Raw genomic sequence first — 19880 nt, forward strand, 5'->3', positions numbered from 1 at the left:
CACGGGTTGAGGCCGTAATGCTGATTCCTGCCCGTTCCTCCGGGCGTTGGGGATGCCCGATTGCGGTTGGGCGCCGTTGGGGGGCCAGGTTGCTCGCCGTAGGGCGAGTTGGTGGTTTTGGGGAGGCTGTTGCGGGGGGCCAGGTTGCTCGTCGTAGGGCAGTTGGTGGTTTTGGGGAGGCTGTTGCGGGTCGGGGTTGGCGGTTTCGCGCCGCCGTCGGAGCTTGGCGTCAGGAGAAACCTGGCGGATCCACCCGATAGTGTTCAAGGTGTGGGTGCCACACGCCAGGTGGAAGACGGCACACGGCGGGTCCGGCGGAGACTGAGCGTGGACCGGCGGCGCGCAGCGCATGCTGCGGCTCATCATGCGCCAGATGCGGGTCGGCGCTCCGGGGCGGATGCTCCGCGTCACGCCGCGGTTGAGATGGCCGGGCTCGACTGGCTGGAGCACCGTGACGTGGACCGAGCCGGACTCGAGCGAATGCTGGTGGACCAGATGGTCGCGATGCTGATGGCGGCGGCCGAGCATGATCAGGAGGTGGGCCGGATGCTGACGCATGTGCAGCCGGGCCGGCGGAAAACGGCCGGGTAGCGGGGAGGCGCCGGGCGGGCGGCGCCGGCCCCCCATACGACCCGCGACCCACGTCGGCCACGGGCCCGTGCTGACGCACCCGCATTTCCCGACGCGAGCGCGCTCGTTCTCTCCTCGCGGGGACCGCCCCGTACTACTCGGAGCGCTGCTGCGGGATCCCCGCGAGCAGCGCACGGACCTCGGTCTCCCGGTAGCGCCGATGCCCCCCGAGCGTACGGATGGACGTCAGCTTGCCCGCCTTGGCCCAACGGGTGACGGTCTTGGGGTCGACGCGGAACATCGTGGCGACCTCCGCCGGGGTGAGCAGGGGCTCGGCCTCGGGTGTACGAGCTGTCATTTCTGCGGCCTCTCCTCCGTTTGGACCGCGTCAGCGATGACTTGGCTGGCGCTTGTCCTATTTGGCGCTTGTCTGGTCTGACGCTTGCCAGGGATGTCCGTAAACGAGCCACACGTGCGGTTTTTTCGGGATCATTTACGGCATCACCCCACGTGACCATACAGCCACGTAGTGCGATTGGCGAGCCCTCCGGGCACAACGTCTCGACCACGGGTTGATGTCACGCTCGGTGATTCTAGCGACACGTTTCGTGGTATCGCAGTGAAAACGGCAAACTGCTCAGTTCGTAGATGTGAGATCGAACGTTCCGTGACCAGTTCGTGCAGGTCACAATGCTTTCATTACGATCAGTTTGCCCTTTCGAGGGCCTTGATCGACCTCCAGCGGAGGATGACTCGCTGATACATCGCGAAAGCAAGCTCCTCCTGTCCGTTGTCCAAACTCGTGAGAGCGGTGGCCACCTCGGCCACGGACTGGTCGCCCTGGAGTGTGCTGTCGTCCATCAGGTGGACGAGGCCGCCGTAGTCGAGCTCGACGAGAGAGTGAGGGTGGAACTCCTCCAGCCAGCGGCCCACGTCCTCGACATCCGTGAGCGCCGCCACCTGACCCACGTGCCGCCGGATCGTCACGAGCGCACGTGCCACCCGGCGTCGCGCCTGGGCCATCGAGGTGACGTAGAGCATGTTCCTGGGCGGCGCGGTCGTGGTCGGGGCGGCGGCCTCGCCGCTCGCCTCGGGCCCCAGGACCAGCCACCGCTCGGCCGAGTCGAACGGGACGAACCACGAGGTCGGGACGTGCCAGGTGCTGGTCCTTATGTGCGTCCGCAGCGAGTGCTCGTAGCGCTTGAACCGGTCGAAGTCGTCCGCCGTCCGCTCGGCGACCTTGTCGGGCACGAACCGGTCGGCCAGCCTGATCGGCAGGCTGCCGCGGAACGAGGCGAACGCCAGCCATGACCGGAGCCTGCTCTGCCATGGGCAGACGTACAGCATCTCCTCGACCCGGCGCAGGTACGCGTTCGGGCTCTCCTCCTCGGGGGCGGGCACCGGGGGCACGCATATCAGCCGGCGGAGGGACTCGCCGTGCTCGACCTCGAGCGCGCCCGCCCTGCGCGGCCGGTTCCTGGACTCGGCATAGCGGGCCCATCTGACCTGATCCTGCGGAGCGAAGGCGGTCAGTGGCTCGTACACACGGAGATAGGCAGCGTAGGGGAGCACACCAGAATCGTGCCACGACGCTGCGAACATGTGCAGTACTGTCCCGACTTTACATGATCGTTTCCCGTGGACCTCGGTAAGATTGAGGAGATTTCGCCGCACGGAGGCGGCGAACAGAGGCGATCAGGAGTCACCATCGTGACCGACGTCTTCGGGCTCTCCCACAAGGACGCCAGCCCTGCCAAGGACGCGACCCCCATCCAGCCGGTGAAGCACGAACAGGTCGTTTTCTGCTCAGACGAGCGCAGCGGCCTGTACGCGATCATCGCTATCTACAGCACCGCCCTCGGGCCGGGACTCGGCGGCACCCGGTTCTACCCCTACGAGAGCGAGCAGGCCGCGCTCGCCGACGTGCTCAACCTCTCCCGTGCCATGGCGTACAAGAACGCACTGGCCGGACTCGACCTCGGCGGCGCGAAGGCCGTCATCATCGGCGATCCGGCGGCCTGCAAGAGCGAGGCCCTGCTGCGGGCCTACGGCAGGTTCATCCAGTCGCTCGGCGGCCGCTACTACACCGCCTGCGATGTCGGCACCTATGCCGAGGACATGGACATCGTCGCGCGCGAATCCTCCTACGTCGTGGGGCGGACCCCCGAGCACGGCGGAGCCGGAGATTCCTCCATCCTCACCTCCTTCGGGGTCTTCCAGGGCATGCGGGCCGCGACCGAGCACGTGTACGGAACCTCTTCGCTGAACGGACGCCGGGTCGGCGTCGAGGGGCTCGGCAAGGTCGGGCACCGCCTCGTCGACCACCTGGTCGAGGACGGCGCCGAGGTGGTCGTCTGCGACGTGTCCGAGCAGGCGGTCGAGCGGGTGCGGCAGCGCCACCCGTCGGTCGAGGTCGTCGCCGACACCGCCGCGCTGACCGCCGCCGACATCGACGTCTACGCGCCGTGCGCCCTCGGCGGGTCGCTCGACGACACGACCGTTCCCCAGCTCAAGGCCAGGATCGTTTGTGGTGCGGCCAACAACCAGCTCGCCCACCCCGACGTGGAGAAGCAGCTCGCCGAGCGGGGCATCCTCTACGCCCCCGACTACCTCGTGAACTCCGGAGGCGTCATCCAGGTGGCCGACGAGATCGAGGGCTTCGACATGGCCAGGGCCCGCGCCCGGGCCGCCCGGATCTTCGACACCACACTCAAGATCTTCGAGATGGCCGACGTGGAAGGCGTCCCTCCGGGTGCCGCAGCGGATAGGCTGGCAGAGCGAAGAATGTCGGAAGTAGGTCGGCTGAGGGGCATTTGGCTCGGACGTTGACCAGCGCCACTCGTACGACGTACCGAGCGGCGCACAAACCAGGTACGGTAATAGGCGAGTGAGAGACTGGCGCCTGAAGTCAGTGCGTCAGTGCGCGGTGCGTTAGTGACGAGGGGTCGGGCACGGCCCCGCATGAGGGGGTCGAGCCAATGGGGCGCGGCCGAGCAAAGGCCAAGCAGGTCAAGGTCGCCCGTCAGCTGAAGTACAACAGCGGCGGAACGGATCTTGAGCGCCTGCGCGCGGAGCTCGGAGTCGTGGACGAGGACGATTCCGGCCGCAACAAGGAGCATGACCCTTACGAAGAGCTGGCCAGTCGGTATGCCGACTACGCCGTCGACGATGACGACGAGGGCGAGGGCGAGGCCAGCGAGCGTCGTGGGCGCCGTTGATCCGTTTGTGAGTGCCAAGTGAGCCGTCCGGCGGGGTGAACCTCGCCGGACGGCTCACTTGCCTGCACTGACAGTCAGTGATCCCGTCGCGTACCAGGGGTATCAGGGGTACCTGGAGTTCCAGGGTGCGCGTCAGGCGGGATGCCGCGTGAGACGGGGTGCGCGTCAGAGGCGCGGGCCCGACACGCTTCGGGGCATGCCCACGCGGGGAACGGTTCCGTACGGAACTGTTCCCCTGCGGGGACATCAGCGGAACCTGGCCTGCCCGGTGCCGGCGACGATCTCGCCGAGCATCCAGGTGGGCACCCCTCGCCCGGTCAGCAGCGCCATCGCCGCTTCGGCCCGCCCGGCGGGGACGATCGCGCACATCCCCACGCCCAGGTTGAACGTCCGGTCCATCTCCACCTGCGGGACCTTGCCGTGTCCGGCCAGCACCTCGAAGATCGCCGGAGGCGTCCACGAGCCCCGGTCCAGGAGGGCGTCGGCGGTGCCGGGCAGGGACCTGGCCAGGTTGGCGGCGAGCCCGCCGCCGGTGATGTGGGCCAGGGCGTGCACCTCGGTCTCCCGGATCAGGGCGAGGCAGTCCAGGGAGTAGACGCGGGTCGGCTCGAGCAGTTCCTCACCCAGCGTTCTGCCCAGCTCGGGCAGTTCCTGCTCCAGGTCGAGCCCGGCGGTCGATATGACATGCCTCACCAGGGAGTATCCGTTCGAGTGAACCCCGGTGGAGGCCAGGCCCAGCACGACGTCGCCCGGCACGACCCGATGGGGGCCGAGCAGTTCGTCGGCCTCGACCACTCCGGTGCCCGCGCCGGCCAGGTCGTACTCGTCCGGGCCCATGGCGCCGGGGTGCTCGGCCGTCTCACCGCCGACCAGCGCGCAGCCGGCCAGGCGGCAGCCCTCCGCCACGCCGCCGACGATGTCGGCGATGCGCTCGGGCACGACCTTGCCGCACGCGATGTAGTCGGTCATGAAGAGCGGCTCGGCCCCGCACACCACGAGGTCGTCCACGACCATGCCGACGAGGTCGATGCCGATCGTGTCGTGCTTGCCGAGCCGCTGCGCCAGCAGCACCTTGGTGCCGACACCATCGGTGGAGGTCGCCAGCAGCGGCCGCCGGTAGCGCAGGAACGCCGAGGCGTCGAAGAGCCCGGCGAAGCCGCTGGCGTCGTCGACGACCTCAGGTCGGCGAGAGCGGGCGACCCGCGACTTCATCAACTCGACGGCGCGGTCACCGGCCTCGATGTCGACGCCGGCCGCGGCGTAGCTGCTCATCGCTGGGCCTCCAGTACGAACTTGCCCACTCTGTCGTCCTCGATCGGAATGGGATACTCACCGGTGAAGCAGGCCCGGCACAGCCGGTCGGCGGGCAGCGTGGTCGCCCGCGTCAGCCCCTCGAGCGAGATGTAGCCGAGCGAGTCGGCGCCGAGGGAGTGCCTGATCTCCTCCACCGTAAGCGATCCGGCGATCAGCTCTGCCCGGGTCGCGAAGTCGATGCCGTAGAAGCAGGGCCAGCTCACCGGCGGCGAGGAGATCCGTACGTGGACCTCGGTGGCGCCCGCCTCGCGCAGCATCTTGACGATGGCGCGCTGGGTGTTGCCGCGGACGATCGAGTCGTCCACCACGATCAGGCGCTTGCCCTGGATCACCTCGCGCAGCGGGTTCAGCTTCAGCCGGATGCCGAGCTGGCGGATGGTCTGCGACGGCTGGATGAACGTACGGCCGACGTAGGAGTTCTTCACCAGGCCCTGGCCGTACGGGATGCCGCTCTGCTCGGCGTAGCCGATGGCGGCCGGCGTGCCCGACTCGGGCGTGGGGATGACGAGGTCGGCGTCGACCGGGTGCTCGCGGGCGAGGATGCGGCCGACCTCCACCCGGGTGGCCTGCACGCCGCGCCCGGCGATCGTGGTGTCCGGGCGGGCGAGATAGACGTACTCGAACAGGCAGCCCTTGGGCTCGGGAGCGGCGAACCGCTGGGAGCGCACCCCGCGTTCGTCGATCGTCAGCAGCTCACCGGGCTCGACCTCGCGAATGAACGAGGCGCCGACGATGTCGAGGGCCGCGGTCTCGGAGGCGACCACCCAGCCGCGCTCCAGCCGGCCCAACACGAGTGGCCGGATGCCCTGCGGGTCACGGGCGGCGAACAGCGTGGTCTCGGTCATCCAGACCAGCGAGTAGGCGCCCTTCACCTCCGGCAGCAGCTCGGCCGCCACGTCCTCGACCGGACGCGAGCCGTGCTTGGCGAGGAGGGCGGTCAGGACCTCGGTGTCGGTGCTGGCCCTGATGGAGCCCGGCGCGACGCCTTCGGCGAGCTGCGCCGTGTTGATGAGGTTGCCGTTGTGCGCCAGGGCCAGCCCGCCGTCGTCGGTGGAGTTCAGCGTGGGCTGCGCGTTCTCCCAGACGCTCGATCCGGTGGTGGAGTAACGGCAGTGCCCGATGGCGAGGTGGCCGCGGAGCGTGCCGAGGATGGATTCGTCGAAGACCTGGGCCACCAGCCCCATGTCCTTGTAGACGAGGATTCGGTTGCCCTCGCTCACCGCGATGCCCGCGGACTCCTGCCCGCGGTGCTGCAGCGCGTAAAGGCCGTAGTAGGTGAGTTTGGAGACGTCCTCCCCGGGAGCCCAGACGCCGAAGACGCCACAGGCGTCCTTTGGCGCGCGGTCCTGGGGGTCGAGGTCATGGCCCAACCGGCCGTCGCCCTTCAACACGTACTTGAGTGTATTTGGACAATGACGCTGCTCGGACCCGGGGCTGGTCGAACTTCACCGAAACACTCGACCCTCCTTTGCCGTGTCGCCGCAGGCCCGGCCGTGGTTTTCGGGAGAGTCTGGCCGTTGCGGCAGGCCCCAAAATCACTCACGGAAGGGATCACCGTGTCGACACCCGACGACCCCGACCGCCCCCGACAGCCCGATTCGCAGCCTCCTGAAGGCCCACCGCGAGGGCCGTACGGCCAGCCGATCCAGGGTCCGCCCCAGGGGCCGTACGGGCCGCCGCCTCAGGGACCGTACGGGCAGGGACCGTATGGGCAGGGGCCGTTCGGGGGGCCGCTGCCCCCGCCGCCCTCGGGACCGATGGGACCGGGGAGCGGCGGCTGGCCGCCACCGCCGCCGAGCGGTGGCGGACTGGGCACGGCCGCCCTGGTGCTCGGCATCGCCGGTCTCGTCCTGCTGCCCGTGTGCGGGATCGGCGCGCTGGTCGCGGTCGCCGGCCTCATCGTCGGGATCGTGGCGACCGTCAAGCGTTCCAACCGGCGACGGGCCGTCATCGGTCTCGCGCTGAGCATCGCGACCCTGGTCCTTGCGGTGCTCTTCGCTGTGCTGTTCAGCAACTGGTTCCGGGACACGGGCCTGCGCGAATGCTTCGATCCCGTGCTTTATCCGGACCAGGAGGCCATGCAGCACTGCGTCGAAAGCAAGCTCGGCGGCGTGACGGATTAAGGAGCTACCGCAGCGGCAGGTGGTCGGACAGGTCGGCCCTGGCGCCGCTGGCGGAGATCCGCCCGGCGGCCGCGGCATCGGCCCATGAGAGCCTGCCCGTGGCCAGCTCCAGCCACGTCCGAGGGTCGGTCTCGATGACGTTGGGCGGGGTGCCCCGGGTGTGCCGCGGCCCCGCCACGCACTGCACGGCCGCGTACGGCGGCACCCGCACCTCCACCGACCTCCCGGGAGACCGGGCGGCCAGTTCGTCCAGCAGGTGCCGTACGGCGAAGCGTGCGGCGTCCCTGACCGGCGTCAGGCCGGCATCGTAGGCGGCGAGCACCGCAGGGGCGCACGCGCCCGGCACGCTGCCGGCCGGGCCGTCGAACGGCGGCTCGCCCAGCTCGGCGAGTTGGGCGTCGAGCGCTACACGAACCTTCTCCGGATCCAGTCTCCGCGGCGGCATCCGCCCATTCTCCCGGACGCCCGGCGCAGAGGGCCTTCTCCTCGTCGCCACGCGCATCTCCGCGCCGCCTCTACGGTTCGGGGCTCTTCGAAGGGCAAGGGCTCACGCAACGCCGCCGCGAGATGGAGGGCGTCAGCGGACTTGAACGGCTTGGAGCCCTGATGGAAACGGCCGTACTCCTCCCGCAGCCTGAGCGCCTCCCGGACCAGAAATCGGTCGATGTCCACCCAACCATTGCGCCAGCGGTGCCTACCTCTCTGCCGAGGCTCAGGCGACTGGTTCGGCGACGGCCGAGTCCGCGACGGCGGCGGGTTCGGGGGAGGCCGTACGGGCCCGGCGGAGGGAGTAGAGGCTGACCGGGACGCCGACCAGCACGATCACGGCCGCGATGAGCAGGGTGAACTGGTACGCCTCGAGGAAGCGGTGCATCGGCGTCCCGGTGACGGCGCTCTGGCGGCTGCTCATGATGGCGCCCAGGATCGTGATGCCGAGCAGGCCGAAGACCTCGCGGGAGACGTTCAGCACGCCGGAGGCCACGCCCGCCCGGGCCGCGGGCATCGCGCCGAGCACGACGTTGGTCAGCGGGACGAGCAGCCCGCCGCCCGCGCCGTACAGCAGGAACCAGGGGAGCAGGTCGAGGTAGCCGTCGCCCTCGCCGACGGTCGACACCATGGCCACGGCGCCCGCCATCACGGCGAGACCGATCGCGACCGTGCGGGCGTCGCCCAGCCGCTCGGCGATCCGCGGTGCCAGCACGGCGCCGACCGCCATGACCAGTGCCATCGGGACGAAGCCCGCGCCCGCCTCGGTCGGGGAGAAGCCGAGCGCGCTCTGCAGATAGATCGCGGTGAAGAAGTAGATGCCGAACACGCCGAACGCCCACAGGCCCATCGAGAGCAGACCCCCGCTGAAGATCCGCTCACGGAACAGGCTGAGGTCGATCATGGGCCGTGCCGTACGGGACTCGACGACTCCGAACATGATCGCGGCGATCGCGGCGACCGCGAACGAGCCGAGGATCGGGGTGGAGGTCCAGCCGCGCGACGCGCCCTCGATCAGCGCGTAGGTGAGCGCGAACAGCGCGACCGCCGAGGTCCCCAGGCCCGGCAGGTCGAGCCCGGCGAGGCCGGTGCGGGCGGTGTCCGTCGTGCGGGCGACCCGGATCGAGCGCAGCCCGACCAGGGCGGTGACCGCGCCGATCGGCACGTTGATCAGGAAGATCCAGCCCCAGTGCGTGCTCTCGCTGAGCAGGCCGCCGGTGAGCGGACCGACCGCGAGGGCCAGTGCGCCGACGGCGCTCCAGATGCCGATGGCCATCCCGCGCTCGCGCGGGTCCGGGAAGAGCTTCGGCAGCAGGGCCAGTGCCGCGGGCGTCACCAGGGCCGCGCCCACCCCCTGCAGGGCGCGGGCCGCGATCAACGTCTCCTGCCCGCCCGCCAGGCCGGCCGCGACCGACGCGAGCGTGAAGACCGCGAGGCCGGCGAAGAACGTGGTGCGGGCGCCGAGGACGTCGGCCAACCGCCCGCCGACGAGCAGCAGTCCGGCGAACACCAGGATGTACGCGCTGACGATCCACTCCAGCCCCGAGATCGTCAGCCCGAGCTCACGCTGGATCGTCGGCAGCGCGACGTTGACCACATTGTTGTCCAGGTAGGTCATGAAGGTCGCGAGCGCCACCGAGACGAGCGCCCACCATCTTCCGCTCATAGGTCATCTCCTCCTATACGAGGTACGTATACAACGTCAATGTACGTCGTACATGTGCGGTGTATAGGAGACCTTGTACGGCGTATAGTTGTCAACTACCGGCGAGAGAATGAGGGAGCGACGATGCCAAGCGCCGAGCGGCTGACCCGCCAGACCGTCGTCGACCGGGCCATCGCGCTCGCCGACGCCGAAGGGCTCGACGCGCTCACGATCAGGCGCCTCGCCCAGGAGTTGGGCGTCACGCCGATGGCCCTCTACTGGCATTTCAAGAACAAGGACCTGCTGCTGCAGGGCGTCGCCGACCACCTGCTGACCGAGGTGACGCCCGAGTTCGACCCGGCCTCCCCCTGGAACGTACGGCTGCGCGCGATGGTCGAGGCGGTGCTGGGAGTGATGCGGCGGCATCCCTGCATGACCGGGATCCTGTCCGTGGTCGTGAAGCAGGATGTGCCGAGCTTCACGCGGGCCACCGAGGTGGCGCTCAGCCTGCTCAAAGAGGCGGGCTTCACGGTGGAGGACGGTTATTTCGTCGCCGCCTACCTGCTCAACGGGGTAATCGGACTCGTTGGAAACAATCCGGCGTGTCCCAGGATGTTGAACTCCGCGGAGGCGGCCGAGTGGCGGCGGCAGAAACGGCTGATGTTGGAGGCGCTGCCCCCCGACCGGTTCCCGTGCATGGTCGAGTTCGCCAAGACCTACGAAAGGGAGCTGGACCAGGAGCGGTACTACGCCTTCGGCCTCGACCTGCTCCTCCACGGCGTCGAAGCCATGGCAGCCACTCGGACGCGTGCCGACAAGTGATCGGTTCGAATCGACCTTGACGTTGTCGCTGTGAAATCGGCGTTTTAACAGCAACAACGTCAAGGTCGTTCACGTGTGAGCTTGTTGACGAGCCTGTTTGCCGGTGGTCGCGAGACGCATACGTGACGTTTGGGGCGTCAACCGCCATGTAGGTTCAATCGTCATTCCTGTGTCTCCAGCAAGAAACTGTGTCTTGAGCACCAAGCACCTCGTGTGCCTCAGAAAGGGATGACCGTGGGTATCAAGTTGCGGGGTGGACGCGCGATCGGCCTGATGACGGTCGGCGCGCTCGCCGGGTCGCTCCTTGCCGTCGGTGGCGCGGCCACCGCCTCGAGCGCGAGCGACACCGTGTTTTACGCGTGTGTCAACAAGAAGACGCGCTACATGCGCCATGTCGGCGTGACGACCAAGTGTCAGACCACCGAGTACAAGGTGTCCTGGAACCAGAAGGGGCAGCAGGGCCCGGAGGGGCCGGCGGGCATCGGCGGCGTCGGCCAGCAGGGTGCGCAGGGCCCGAAGGGCGACGCCGGCCCGCGCGGCCTCCGCGGCCCCCAGGGTGCCCAGGGACTTCCCGGTAAGGAGGGCCCGCAGGGTCCCGCTGGTAAGGACGGCACCAACGGCAAGGACGGTATCGACGGCAAGGACGGTGCCACTGGTCCGAAGGGCGACACCGGCGCAACTGGCCCGCAGGGCCCGAAGGGTGCCGACGGTAAGGACGGTGCCAAGGGTCTCAAGGGTGACAAGGGCGACCGCGGCCTTCAGGGGCCCAAGGGTAATGATGGTAAGCCTGGGACTCAGGGTCCTGCTGGTCCGAAGGGGGCGGATGGTAAGCCCGGGGCTCAGGGCCCGGCGGGTCCTGCCGGGCCTGAAGGTCCCCAGGGTCCGGCCGGCCCCGCTGGCGGCATGGGCGCTGCCTCCGTGAAGACCGCGAGCTTCACCTTCGGCGGTGGCAAGCATGGCACCAGTTCTCAGACTGTCTCCTGCGGTAGTGGGACTGCCACGGGTGGCGGGTTCACGACGTCGGAGGGCAGCGGCTCCGGGCAGATCTACGAGAGTGCACCAGTGGTGAGTGGCGGAAAGCCGACTGGGTGGACGGTCTCCGGAAAGAACGCCTCGGGCAGCGTTTACGTGATCTGTGTCGGTGCCTGATCCTTTTTCGGCGCTACCCGCGTGACGTGGTGGAGCCGTGGGGGGTCCGCCGCGGTCGTGCTCTCAACGTGACCGTACGGCTGCCGCACGCGAGGCGTAGCCGTACGGGAAGCGGACGCAGGCCCTCCCGGACACGTTCCGGGAGGGCCTGCGCCGTACCACCATCCCGGCCGCCTTCTCTGGTGCATACGGAGGGCCACCTCGGGTCTGGTTTGGCAGAATGAACGTATGACGCGGGAAGAGCTGGAGCGGCTGCTGCCGGCCATCGCCGAGCTCTGCGTGCGCTACGGAGTTTCGGAGCTGTCGGTCTTCGGCTCGACTGCTCGCGATGAGGCGACCGCGGCCAGCGATGTCGATCTGCTCTACGTCCGCGGCCCGCGAGCCGTCCGCGGGCTCGCCTTCTTCCGCTTCCGCGACGAACTCGAAGCGGTTCTCGGATGCTCTGTCGACCTCGTCGCGAAGGACGGGCTGCACTGGGTGATTCGGGAACGTGTCCTCAGCGACGCTGAGGTCCTGTATGCCGCGTGATCCTCGACGCGACTCCCTCTACCTCGCGGACATGGTCGAAGCCTGCCGGACGATCCGCCGCTGGCTCGACACCCACGGCCACCGGTGGGATGAGGACGACCTTCTCCGTAACGCCGTTCTTCGTCAACTCATGGTCATCGGCGAAGCGTCCGCATGCCTCAGTGAGGATCTTCGTGTCGAGCTTCCAGAGATACCGTGGCGGGAGATCCATGGCTTTCGCAATCATGCAGTGCATGCGTACTTCAGGTCCGTGCCGGTCGCTTCGCCGCGGCGGCAGCGGCAGGCTCGGTAGATGTGGTGGGCGCGGGTACGGCGGGGCGGTAGCGGCCGGACAGGCGGGCCGCTTTGAGGCTGAGGTGCAGGCAGAGCCGTTCGGCGCCGTCCCGCAGGTCGGTGCCCACCAACTCCTCGACCCGCTGCAGCCGGTAGTAGAGCGAGGTGCGGTGCAGCCGCAGGCGGCGCGCGGTGGCCAGCGCGCTGCCGGCCAGGTCGAGGTACGTCTCCAGCGTCTGCAGCAGCGGCAGATGCTGGGCGTCGTCCAGTAGCCGTTCCAGGCCGGGGTGCAGGTTGCCGTCCAGGCTGTCCGGCGGGACCCGGGCGAGCATGCGGTAGACCCCGAGATCGTGCCAACGCGCCGAGCGTCCGAGTTCCGGCACCCGGGCCGCGACCTCGGCGGCGTGCCGGGCCTCCGCGTACGACTGCGCCGCCTCGGCGAGCGAGGGGTGGGTTCGGCCGATCCCGACGAGGACCGGCACGTCCATGGCGGCGTGCAACTCCTCGGGGAAGCCGTCGGGGCCCGAGGTGAGCAGCACGGCGTGGTCGGACCGTACGAGGTGTAGCGGGTGGCGCCCGGCCAGGCGGCGCCGTACGGTGAGCAGCCCGCGCTCCAGCGTCAGCCGCAGCGTCGCGTCCGACTCGTCCGTCGCGTCTGACGGCTCGGCCGCGACGGGCCGGACGACCGCCACGGTGACGGAGGCGGTTCGCGGGAAGGCGCCGGCCTCGATCAGGGTACGGGCGCCGCCCGTCTCGCCGAGCAGCAGGCCGGTGACGGCCTCGAGCTCGCGGTGCGAGACGAGGGCGGCGGTCAGGCTCGCATGGAAGAGGGTGAGGGCCAGCGACGGAGCCGCGGCGGCGACCTGATCGATCTCCTGGGCGGTCATCGCGGGGGCCACGTCGATGCACCACAGGAAGCCGAGCAGCCGGCCGTCGTGCCTGATCGGGACGCAGACCCGGGGCAGCAGGCCCAGATCGGGGGCGCCGGGCGTGCGTATCGGACCGGTCGCCTCACGGATGCCGGCGGCCCCCAGGAAGGCGCGCACCTCGGGGGTGGTGTGGCGGCGCAGGATCGAGTCGCGGCGGATGTCGTCCAGCGGTCCGTTCTGCTCGCTGTAGGCGACCACGTGCTGCCTGGCGTCCTCCAGCAGCAGCGGCCTGTTGAGGCGCATGGCGACGTCGTCCACGATCCGCTGCGGATCGGCCACTCGGCCTCACCTGGACTTTCCGGCATTTGTCGAAGCTTTCCTCCACAGCCTTCCCTACAACTGATCGATGATCTGTGTCAAGGTGGTCTATAACGTCCGCTTCATGAGATCCCTCCAGAAGTTGCTGACGGGCTTGGCGGCGGCCATCGTGCTGGTCCCACTGGCCCTGACGGCGTCGCCCGCCTCGGCGCAGCCTCCCGCCGATCCGCCCAATCCCTGGCGGCTGAACCACTGGCCGCGGACCCAGCCCTGGCAGCTCGACGAGCCGGCGGAGTCGCAGGCTCTGCACGGCAGGCCATCGCGGGTCGTCGCCCCGATCGACCCGCAGAACTGGAAGAACCCCGACCACATGACGTGGGCGGACTACAAGAAGATCCCCGGGACGAACTGGGCCGATCCGAACGCCAAAGGCTCGGTGCGCACCTTCAAGGGCGCGCTGGTGCTGCTCGACTACGCCGACCAGCCGTTCGTGGTGACCCGGCCGACGCACACGACCGTCTTCGGCAACCCCAGCGCCCAGGCTCACGACATTCCGCGTGACCAGGTCGCCAAGTTCTACCAGGATTTCCTCAACACGCCGAACCAGCTCAACAGCGGCCACACCATCCACGAGTACTGGATGGAGGACTCCGGCGGCCGCTACGGCGTCGAGTTGACGGGCTTCGGCCCCTACCTGATGCCGGGCAAGTCCCACGAGTACGCGATGGAGTTCCAGCCGGACGCCTGCCCGGCGGGCGACAGGTGTGACAAGAACCTGCGCGTCGACGGCAACACCGCCTGGATCGCCGACGTCGGCACGGACATGGCCGATCAGTTCGACTTCGTCTTCTACCTGAGCGCCGGCCAGGACGAGTCCTCGACCTGGCAGGAGTTCGGCATGATGAAGTTCCCCAACAGGGAGGACGTGACCGACGAGTTCGGCCCGCCCGACCCGAACCTGCCCAACTGGTCCAGGACCCGTTACGTGGACTGGACGTCCTGGGCCGCCGGCTCGACCTTCTGGCCCAACGCCCGGTTCGGCGTCGACTCGGTCCAGGCGGAGAGCTCCGGCATGGGGGTCTATGCCCATGAGTTCAGCCACATCATGGGCATCGCCGACAACTACAACAATCCGTACGGCAACCCGCCGGTCCGGTCCTACACCGGCATCTGGGAGATGCTCAGCCGGGGCAGCTTCAACGGCCCGGGCGGCCCGCACAGCCGCTGGCTGATCCCGCCGACCGCGGGCGCTTCGATGGGCGCGCACCACATGCTGCGCAACAAGATGAAGCTGGACATGGTCGACGAGGAGAACGTGCTACGCCTGTCGCGCGAGGCCCTCCGCGAGTCGGGCCTGGTGGTCGCCGAGGTGACCGCCCGCGAGATCCAGCCGGGCAGGAGTGAGCTGACCGGCGTCAACATCTCCTTCGACACGGGGGACAAGTCCACCGGGTCGTGCGGCCAGCGGACCGATCCGCTGTGCGACGGCGGCGGCTACGACAACTACACGATCGAGGTCGTCGACCGGATCGGCAGCGACTCCTTCACCCCCGACTCCGGTGTGCTCCTGGCCAAGACCAAGAACCAGGACCGGGCGCCGTTCGAATGGGTGATCGACGCCAACCCGCAGGACATCGGGATGACGGACTACGTCCTGCCCGACGGCACCGAGGTCCCGATCACGATCGGCGACTACCGCCAGCTCTCCGACGCCCTCTTCCACGCGGGCACCGACTCGGGCAGCGAGTACGAGTACGTCGACCAGGCCAACCGGCTGCACTTCTACATCACCGACGTGCACCGCGACAGAAAGGGCATCTTGTCCTACACCGTCGCGATCCGCTCCCTCGACGGCTCGGGCCCGCAGAAGCGGGGCGTGCGGCTCCTGCCGGGGGCCGGCCTCCCGGCCGCACAGAAGGGCGTGTCGACCTGCCGGTTCCCGCTGTTCAACACCGGCAGGGCCGCTCCCGCGCGGGGACAGCACCCCGAGGACGTCAGCGCCTACCTGAAGGCCGACGTCTATCGGCTGAAGGCCGAGGTCGACGGGCGCGGCTGGACCACGATCACCCCCAACGCCCTCGCGGCCGTCGGATTCGGCGACCACGCGTTCGTCACCGTCCACGCCAAGCGCGGCGACGGAGGCAGCCGGCTCGCCAGGGTGAAGCTCACGGCCACCTCCGAGAGCGACCCGGCCAGGACGACGACCGCCACCTGCCTCGTCGTCGGCCTCTGAGGTCCCGCTACGAGAAGCGCCCCTCCGGACCACGGGGTCCGGAGGGGCGCCTCCCACTGCCATGCCGTACGGCACGGGCGACCGCGTCAGCCGAAGATGCCCGGCAGCGTCTTCGTGTGGACCTCGCGCAGCTCCTCGACCGGGACCCCGAAGAGGTTCTCAATCGAGAGCGCCGTGCCGCCGGTGACGCCCAGGCCGTGGCAGGCGACCCCCTGCCGGGCGCACAGCTCGGCGAGCGGGTCGAAGGCCTCGGGCCGTACGCAGACCAGCGCCCGCGCGGCCGACTCGCTGAACAGGTCGACGAACGGATCGTCGCCGGGCAGCGTGACCGTGCAGCCGACGCCGCCTGCGAGACAGGACTCGGCGAGCGCGATGGCCAGACCGCCGTCGGACAGGTCGTGCGAGCCCTCCAGCAGGCCGTCGGCGGCCGCCGTCGTGAGCACGGAGGCCAGCCGACGCTCGGCCTCGAGGTCCGCCCGCGGCGGCAGCCCGCCGAGGTGGCCGTGGACGACGTGCGCCCACTCCGAGCCGCCGAGCTCCTCCCGGGTCTCGCCGAGCAGCACGACGCGCAGATCGCCCGCGACGAACCCGGGCCTGACCCGCCGGGAGACGTCGTCGATCACACCGAGCACGCCGACGACCGGCGTCGGGTGGATGGCGTCGGTTCCCGTCTGGTTGTAGAACGACACGTTGCCGCCGGTGACCGGCACGCCGAGCGTCCGGCAGGCGTCGGCGAGCCCGCGTACCGCCTCGGCGAACTGCCACATGACCTCGGGATCCTCCGGCGAGCCGAAGTTCAGGCAGTTGGTCACGGCCAGCGGGCTGGCACCGCTGACGGCCACGTTGCGGTACGCCTCGGCCAGCGCGAGCTGGGCACCCGTGTACGGGTCGAGCTTCGCGTAGCGGCCGTTGCCGTCGGTCGCCAGCGCGATGCCGCGGTCGGTGTCCTGCGCGCCGGGCATCACCTCGGAGATGCGCAGCATCCCGGCGTCGGCCGGCTGGGCGAGGACGGTGTTGCCGCGCACGTACCGGTCGTACTGCGAGGTCACCCACTCCTTGGACGCCAGGTTGGGCGAGCCGAGGAGGGTGAGCAGGGTCTGCCGGAGCTCGGCGCCGGTGGTGGGGCGCGGCAGCCGGCACGGGCCGGCGGCGTTGAGCGCGGTCTGTCCGGCGGGCTCCACGAGCGGCCGCTCGTAGACGGGGCCCTCGTCGGCCGCGGTGCCCGGCGGGATGTCGACGATGACGTCGCCGTCCCACGTCATGACGAGCCTGCCGGTGTCGGTGACCTCGCCGATCACCGTGGCCGGCACGTCCCACTTGTCGCAGATCGCCATGAAGGCCGGGATGTCGTCGGGGGCGACGACGGCCATCATCCGCTCCTGCGACTCGCTCATCAGGATCTCCTCGGGCCGCAGCGTCGGGTCGCGCAGCGGGACGAGGTTGAGGTTCACCCGCATGCCGCCGGTGCCCTTGGCCGCCAGCTCGGTCGTGGCGCACGACACGCCGGCCGCGCCGAGGTCCTGGATGCCGACCACCACGTCCGCCTGGTAGAGCTCCAGGCAGCACTCGATCAGCAGCTTCTCCATGAACGGGTCGCCCACCTGCACGGCCGGTCGCTTGGCCTGCGACTCCTCCTCGAACGTCGCCGAGGCGAGCACGGAGGCCCCGCCGATGCCGTCGGCTCCGGTGCGCGCGCCGAACAGCACGACCTTGTTCCCCGGGCCGGGCGCGGTGGCCAGCTTGATCTGGTCCTTGCGCAGCAGGCCCACGCACAGCGCGTTGACCAGCGGGTTGCCGATGTAGCAGGGGTCGAAGACGACCTCGCCGCCGATGTTGGGCAGGCCAAGGCAGTTGCCGTACCCGCCGATGCCCTCGACGACCCCGGGCAGCACACGCCGGGTGTCCGGCTGGGTCGCGCCGCCGAAGCGCAGCGAGTCCATGACCGCGATCGGCCGGGCGCCCATCGACATGATGTCGCGGACGATGCCGCCGACGCCGGTCGCCGCGCCCTGGTGGGGCTCCACGTACGACGGGTGGTTGTGCGACTCGATCTTGAAGGTGGCGGCCCAGCCGTCACCGATGTCGACGACGCCGGCGTTCTCGCCCATGCCGACGAGCAGCGCCTCCGACTTGGGCGCCTTGGTGCCGAACTGCCGCAGGTGCACCTTCGAGGACTTGTATGAGCAGTGCTCGCTCCACATGACCGAGTAGATCGCGAGCTCCGAGCCGGTCGGGCGCCGCCCGAGGATCTCGCGGACCCGCTGGTACTCGTCGTCCTTCATGCCCAGCTCGGCGTACGGCTGCCGCTCCCCGGGCGTCTCCAGGGCGCGTTTGACGGTGTCGAGAGTCATGCGTTCACCAGCCGCTTGAGGATCGAAGTGAAGAAGCCGCGACCGTCCACGCTCGGCGCGCCGGTGAGCTCCTCGACCGCGTGCTCGGGGTGGGGCATCAGGCCCACGATGTTCCCCGCCTCGTTGGTGATCCCGGCGATGTCGCCCAGCGACCCGTTCGGGTTGCCTCCGGCGTACCGGAAGACGACCCGGCCCTCGCTCTCCAGCACGGCGAGCGTCGCCGCATCGGCGACGTAGCGGCCCTCCCCGTGTTTGATCGGCAGCACGATCTCCTGGCCGGGCGCGAACTCACAGGTCCAGGCGGTGTCGGTGTTCTCGACCCGGATTCGCTGGTCGCGGCAGACATAGTGCAGGCCCGCGTTGCGGGTCAGCGCGCCGGGCAGCAGATGCGCCTCGCAGAGGATCTGGAAACCGTTGCAGGTGCCCAGCACCGGCAGCCCGCCGCGGGCCGCCGGGATCAGTTCGTCCATCAGCGGGGCGAAGCGTGAGATGGCGCCACACCGCAGGTAGTCGCCGTAGGAGAACCCACCGGGGAGGAACACGGCGTCCACTCCCCTGAGATCGCGGTCGGCGTGCCACAGCGGCACGGCCTCCGCGCCGGCCAGCCGTACGGCTCGCGCGGCGTCCTGGTCGTCGAGTGTTCCGGGGAAAGTGACGATGCCCACCCGGGCAGCGCTCATCGAATCTCTCCTTGAGCGTGGAGACCCCAGGCTTGCGCCCTGGGGAGGAACCAAGCGCGTACACCTCAGGGTATCGGAGGCGCTCGAGAGGGTGAGCCGGGAGGATGATCAGACGCCGGCCAGGTGCCGGTCGAGGGTCAGATGGCGGGCGATGGCGCCGTCGTCCCAGTCGAGTTCCTTGCACAGCCGCACCGTGGTGCCGCGGCCGGGGCTGATGTCGAAGGAGATGTCGTCGACGACGGCCCGCATGATGAGGATGCCCCTGCCGTGCTCGGCGTCACTCGGGGGAAGCTGCCTCGGGATGCCGTCCAGGCCGTGGCCGCGATCGGTGACCCACAGCTCGCAGCGTCCGTTGCCGATGACGCCCGTGATGTCATATCGCGTGGCCGGGCCGCCGTGACGTACGGCGTTCGCGCAGGCTTCCGAGGTCGCCAGCAGGATGTCGGCCACGCATTCCTCGGTCACGCCCAGCGAACGCAGGGCGTCCCCCACCACTTTGCGGACCACGGGGATGCCTATCGCATCTCGCGGCATGGCCAGCGAGAACTCAATGTCCACCGGACCCCTCCCCGGTGTCGAAGGTCACCAGGGTAGGTTTCCCCGGTGAATCGGGGCTAACCGCTAAATCAGCGTCCTGTTGTTCGCGGTCGGCTCGTCCGGGGCTTTCTGGACGGCCCCTTGAAGCTTTCGGGGTTGTTTGTCCGGTTTTGGCGATGTGAAATGCGTCACGTTACTCTTCGACCTTGATCGAAAAGTCCTCGATCACCGTATTGGCCAGGAGAGTTTCGGCCATTTTCCGGACATCCGAAAGTGCTGCTTCATCGGCCGGGCCGTCCAGTTCCAACTCGAACCGCTTGCCCTGCCGTACGGCGGAGACGCCGGAGAAGCCGAGTCGCGGCAGTGCGCCGGCGATGGCCTGCCCCTGCGGGTCGAGGATCTCCGGCTTGAGCATGACGTCGACGATGACGCGCGCCACGTTGTTCCTCCAGTTGGGCGAGGTGGGATGGAACGGCTTCCGGTCAAGCCTATCCAGTCGGCCGAGGTGGCCCGCCTGCTCCCCACCCCTCCCCGCGCCCCTCCCAGGCCGTGATTTTGCGAAAACTCGCAGACCCCTGCCCTGGGCAGGGCGTTCTGCGAGAAACTGCAAGATCACGGGGGAGGGGTGGGTGGCAACGTGGATTCCGACAACATCGCGTCGGGCGGCTTGGAGCCGGGCAGCCTGGTGTGGCCGCGCACGGTAGGGATATACGGATGGTGTGGGGTCTTGCGCAGTGGGGTGTCGTCTCTGCCACGATGTCCGC

20 protein-coding genes are annotated in these 19880 nt (G+C 69.3%); 9 read left to right on the forward strand and 11 right to left on the reverse strand.

What is annotated here, in order from left to right; all coding sequences use genetic code 11:
• Window positions 1–423 precede the first annotated feature (423 nt).
• A complete protein-coding gene (locus Mth01_RS24905; RefSeq protein WP_204018375.1) occupies window positions 424–591 on the forward strand; it encodes a hypothetical protein in 168 nt (55 codons plus the stop codon).
• Window positions 592–724: 133 nt separating this feature from the next.
• Here Mth01_RS24905 and bldC read toward each other — a convergent pair whose 3' ends face one another.
• Both bldC and Mth01_RS24915 read right to left on the reverse strand, forming a co-directional pair.
• A complete protein-coding gene (gene bldC, locus Mth01_RS24910) occupies window positions 725–928 on the reverse strand; it encodes a developmental transcriptional regulator BldC (RefSeq protein WP_204018376.1) in 204 nt (67 codons plus the stop codon).
• 347 nt (window positions 929–1275) lie between these two features.
• A complete protein-coding gene (locus tag Mth01_RS24915; protein WP_204018377.1) occupies window positions 1276–2142 on the reverse strand; it encodes a hypothetical protein in 867 nt (288 codons plus the stop codon).
• A gap of 138 nt (window positions 2143–2280) precedes the next feature.
• On the opposite strand from Mth01_RS24915, the gene Mth01_RS24920 reads away from it, so the two are divergent.
• Together Mth01_RS24920 and Mth01_RS24925 are read left to right on the forward strand one after the other, a co-directional pair.
• Entirely contained in the window at window positions 2281–3399 is a 1119-nt protein-coding gene (locus Mth01_RS24920) for a Leu/Phe/Val dehydrogenase (protein ID WP_204018378.1), read from the forward strand.
• A 149-nt stretch (window positions 3400–3548) separates the two neighbouring features.
• Window positions 3549–3788: a DUF3073 domain-containing protein gene (locus Mth01_RS24925; RefSeq protein ID WP_204018379.1), complete on the forward strand. Its 240-nt coding sequence runs from the start codon at window positions 3549–3551 to the stop codon at window positions 3786–3788.
• Window positions 3789–4034: 246 nt separating this feature from the next.
• Here Mth01_RS24925 and purM read toward each other — a convergent pair whose 3' ends face one another.
• Both purM and purF read right to left on the reverse strand, forming a co-directional pair.
• A complete protein-coding gene (gene purM, locus Mth01_RS24930) occupies window positions 4035–5060 on the reverse strand; it encodes a phosphoribosylformylglycinamidine cyclo-ligase (protein WP_204018380.1) in 1026 nt (341 codons plus the stop codon).
• Entirely contained in the window at window positions 5057–6493 is a 1437-nt protein-coding gene (purF, locus tag Mth01_RS24935; protein WP_204018381.1) for an amidophosphoribosyltransferase, read from the reverse strand. Before purF ends, purM begins: the two co-directional genes overlap by 4 nt.
• Window positions 6494–6859: 366 nt before the next feature.
• On the opposite strand from purF, the gene Mth01_RS24940 reads away from it, so the two are divergent.
• Window positions 6860–7225, forward strand: a complete 366-nt coding sequence (locus Mth01_RS24940; protein ID WP_204018382.1) for a hypothetical protein — start codon at window positions 6860–6862, stop codon at window positions 7223–7225.
• A 4-nt stretch (window positions 7226–7229) separates the two neighbouring features.
• Here the strand turns inward: Mth01_RS24940 and Mth01_RS24945 are convergent, their stop codons facing one another.
• Window positions 7230–7670: a sterol carrier family protein gene (locus Mth01_RS24945; RefSeq protein WP_204018383.1), complete on the reverse strand. Its 441-nt coding sequence runs from the start codon at window positions 7668–7670 to the stop codon at window positions 7230–7232.
• A 267-nt stretch (window positions 7671–7937) separates the two neighbouring features.
• Window positions 7938–9377 carry a DHA2 family efflux MFS transporter permease subunit gene (locus Mth01_RS24950; RefSeq protein WP_204018384.1) on the reverse strand — a complete coding sequence of 480 codons (1440 nt, stop codon included), beginning with the start codon at window positions 9375–9377 and terminating at the stop codon, window positions 7938–7940.
• Window positions 9378–9500: 123 nt separating this feature from the next.
• Here Mth01_RS24950 and Mth01_RS30210 point away from each other — a divergent pair, with 123 nt between their 5' ends.
• The 4 genes from Mth01_RS30210 (at window position 9501) to Mth01_RS30485 (ending at window position 12147) form a co-directional block, all read left to right on the forward strand.
• Window positions 9501–10178, forward strand: a complete 678-nt coding sequence (locus tag Mth01_RS30210; protein ID WP_204018385.1) for a TetR/AcrR family transcriptional regulator — start codon at window positions 9501–9503, stop codon at window positions 10176–10178.
• 234 nt (window positions 10179–10412) lie between these two features.
• Entirely contained in the window at window positions 10413–11327 is a 915-nt protein-coding gene (locus Mth01_RS24960; protein ID WP_239089981.1) for a collagen-like domain-containing protein, read from the forward strand.
• 228 nt (window positions 11328–11555) lie between these two features.
• The gene (locus Mth01_RS24965) at window positions 11556–11855 is read left to right on the forward strand and encodes a nucleotidyltransferase family protein (protein WP_204018387.1); all 300 of its coding nucleotides are present in this window, start codon (window positions 11556–11558) and stop codon (window positions 11853–11855) included.
• A gap of 31 nt (window positions 11856–11886) precedes the next feature.
• Window positions 11887–12147 (forward strand): HepT-like ribonuclease domain-containing protein, encoded by a 261-nt coding sequence (locus Mth01_RS30485; protein WP_204018388.1) that lies wholly within the window; start codon window positions 11887–11889, stop codon window positions 12145–12147.
• Here Mth01_RS30485 and Mth01_RS24975 read toward each other — a convergent pair.
• Entirely contained in the window at window positions 12098–13336 is a 1239-nt protein-coding gene (locus tag Mth01_RS24975; RefSeq protein ID WP_204018389.1) for a PucR family transcriptional regulator, read from the reverse strand. The two genes, Mth01_RS30485 and Mth01_RS24975, sit on opposite strands and share 50 nt — an antisense overlap.
• 103 nt (window positions 13337–13439) lie before the next feature.
• On the opposite strand from Mth01_RS24975, the gene Mth01_RS24980 reads away from it, so the two are divergent.
• The gene (locus Mth01_RS24980) at window positions 13440–15548 is read left to right on the forward strand and encodes a M6 family metalloprotease domain-containing protein (protein WP_204018390.1); all 2109 of its coding nucleotides are present in this window, start codon (window positions 13440–13442) and stop codon (window positions 15546–15548) included.
• An 86-nt stretch (window positions 15549–15634) separates the two neighbouring features.
• Here Mth01_RS24980 and purL read toward each other — a convergent pair whose 3' ends face one another.
• The 4 genes from purL to purS all read right to left on the reverse strand — a co-directional run bounded on the left by purL (window position 15635) and on the right by purS (window position 19555).
• On the reverse strand, window positions 15635–17899 hold the full coding sequence (gene purL, locus Mth01_RS24985; RefSeq protein WP_204018391.1) for a phosphoribosylformylglycinamidine synthase subunit PurL: 2265 nt from the start codon (window positions 17897–17899) through the stop codon (window positions 15635–15637).
• Window positions 17896–18579, reverse strand: coding sequence for a phosphoribosylformylglycinamidine synthase subunit PurQ (gene purQ, locus Mth01_RS24990; protein ID WP_204018392.1), 684 nt, complete (start codon window positions 18577–18579; stop codon window positions 17896–17898). The genes purL and purQ overlap by 4 nt, the downstream gene beginning before the upstream one ends.
• A 108-nt stretch (window positions 18580–18687) precedes the next feature.
• Window positions 18688–19137, reverse strand: coding sequence for an ATP-binding protein (locus Mth01_RS24995; protein ID WP_204018393.1), 450 nt, complete (start codon window positions 19135–19137; stop codon window positions 18688–18690).
• A 172-nt stretch (window positions 19138–19309) separates the two neighbouring features.
• Window positions 19310–19555, reverse strand: a complete 246-nt coding sequence (gene purS, locus Mth01_RS25000; RefSeq protein ID WP_055482590.1) for a phosphoribosylformylglycinamidine synthase subunit PurS — start codon at window positions 19553–19555, stop codon at window positions 19310–19312.
• Window positions 19556–19880: the final 325 nt, after the last annotated feature.

The sequence above is a fragment of the Sphaerimonospora thailandensis genome (assembly GCF_016863115.1).
GTDB classification, from domain to species: Bacteria; Actinomycetota; Actinomycetes; order Streptosporangiales; family Streptosporangiaceae; genus Sphaerimonospora; species Sphaerimonospora cavernae.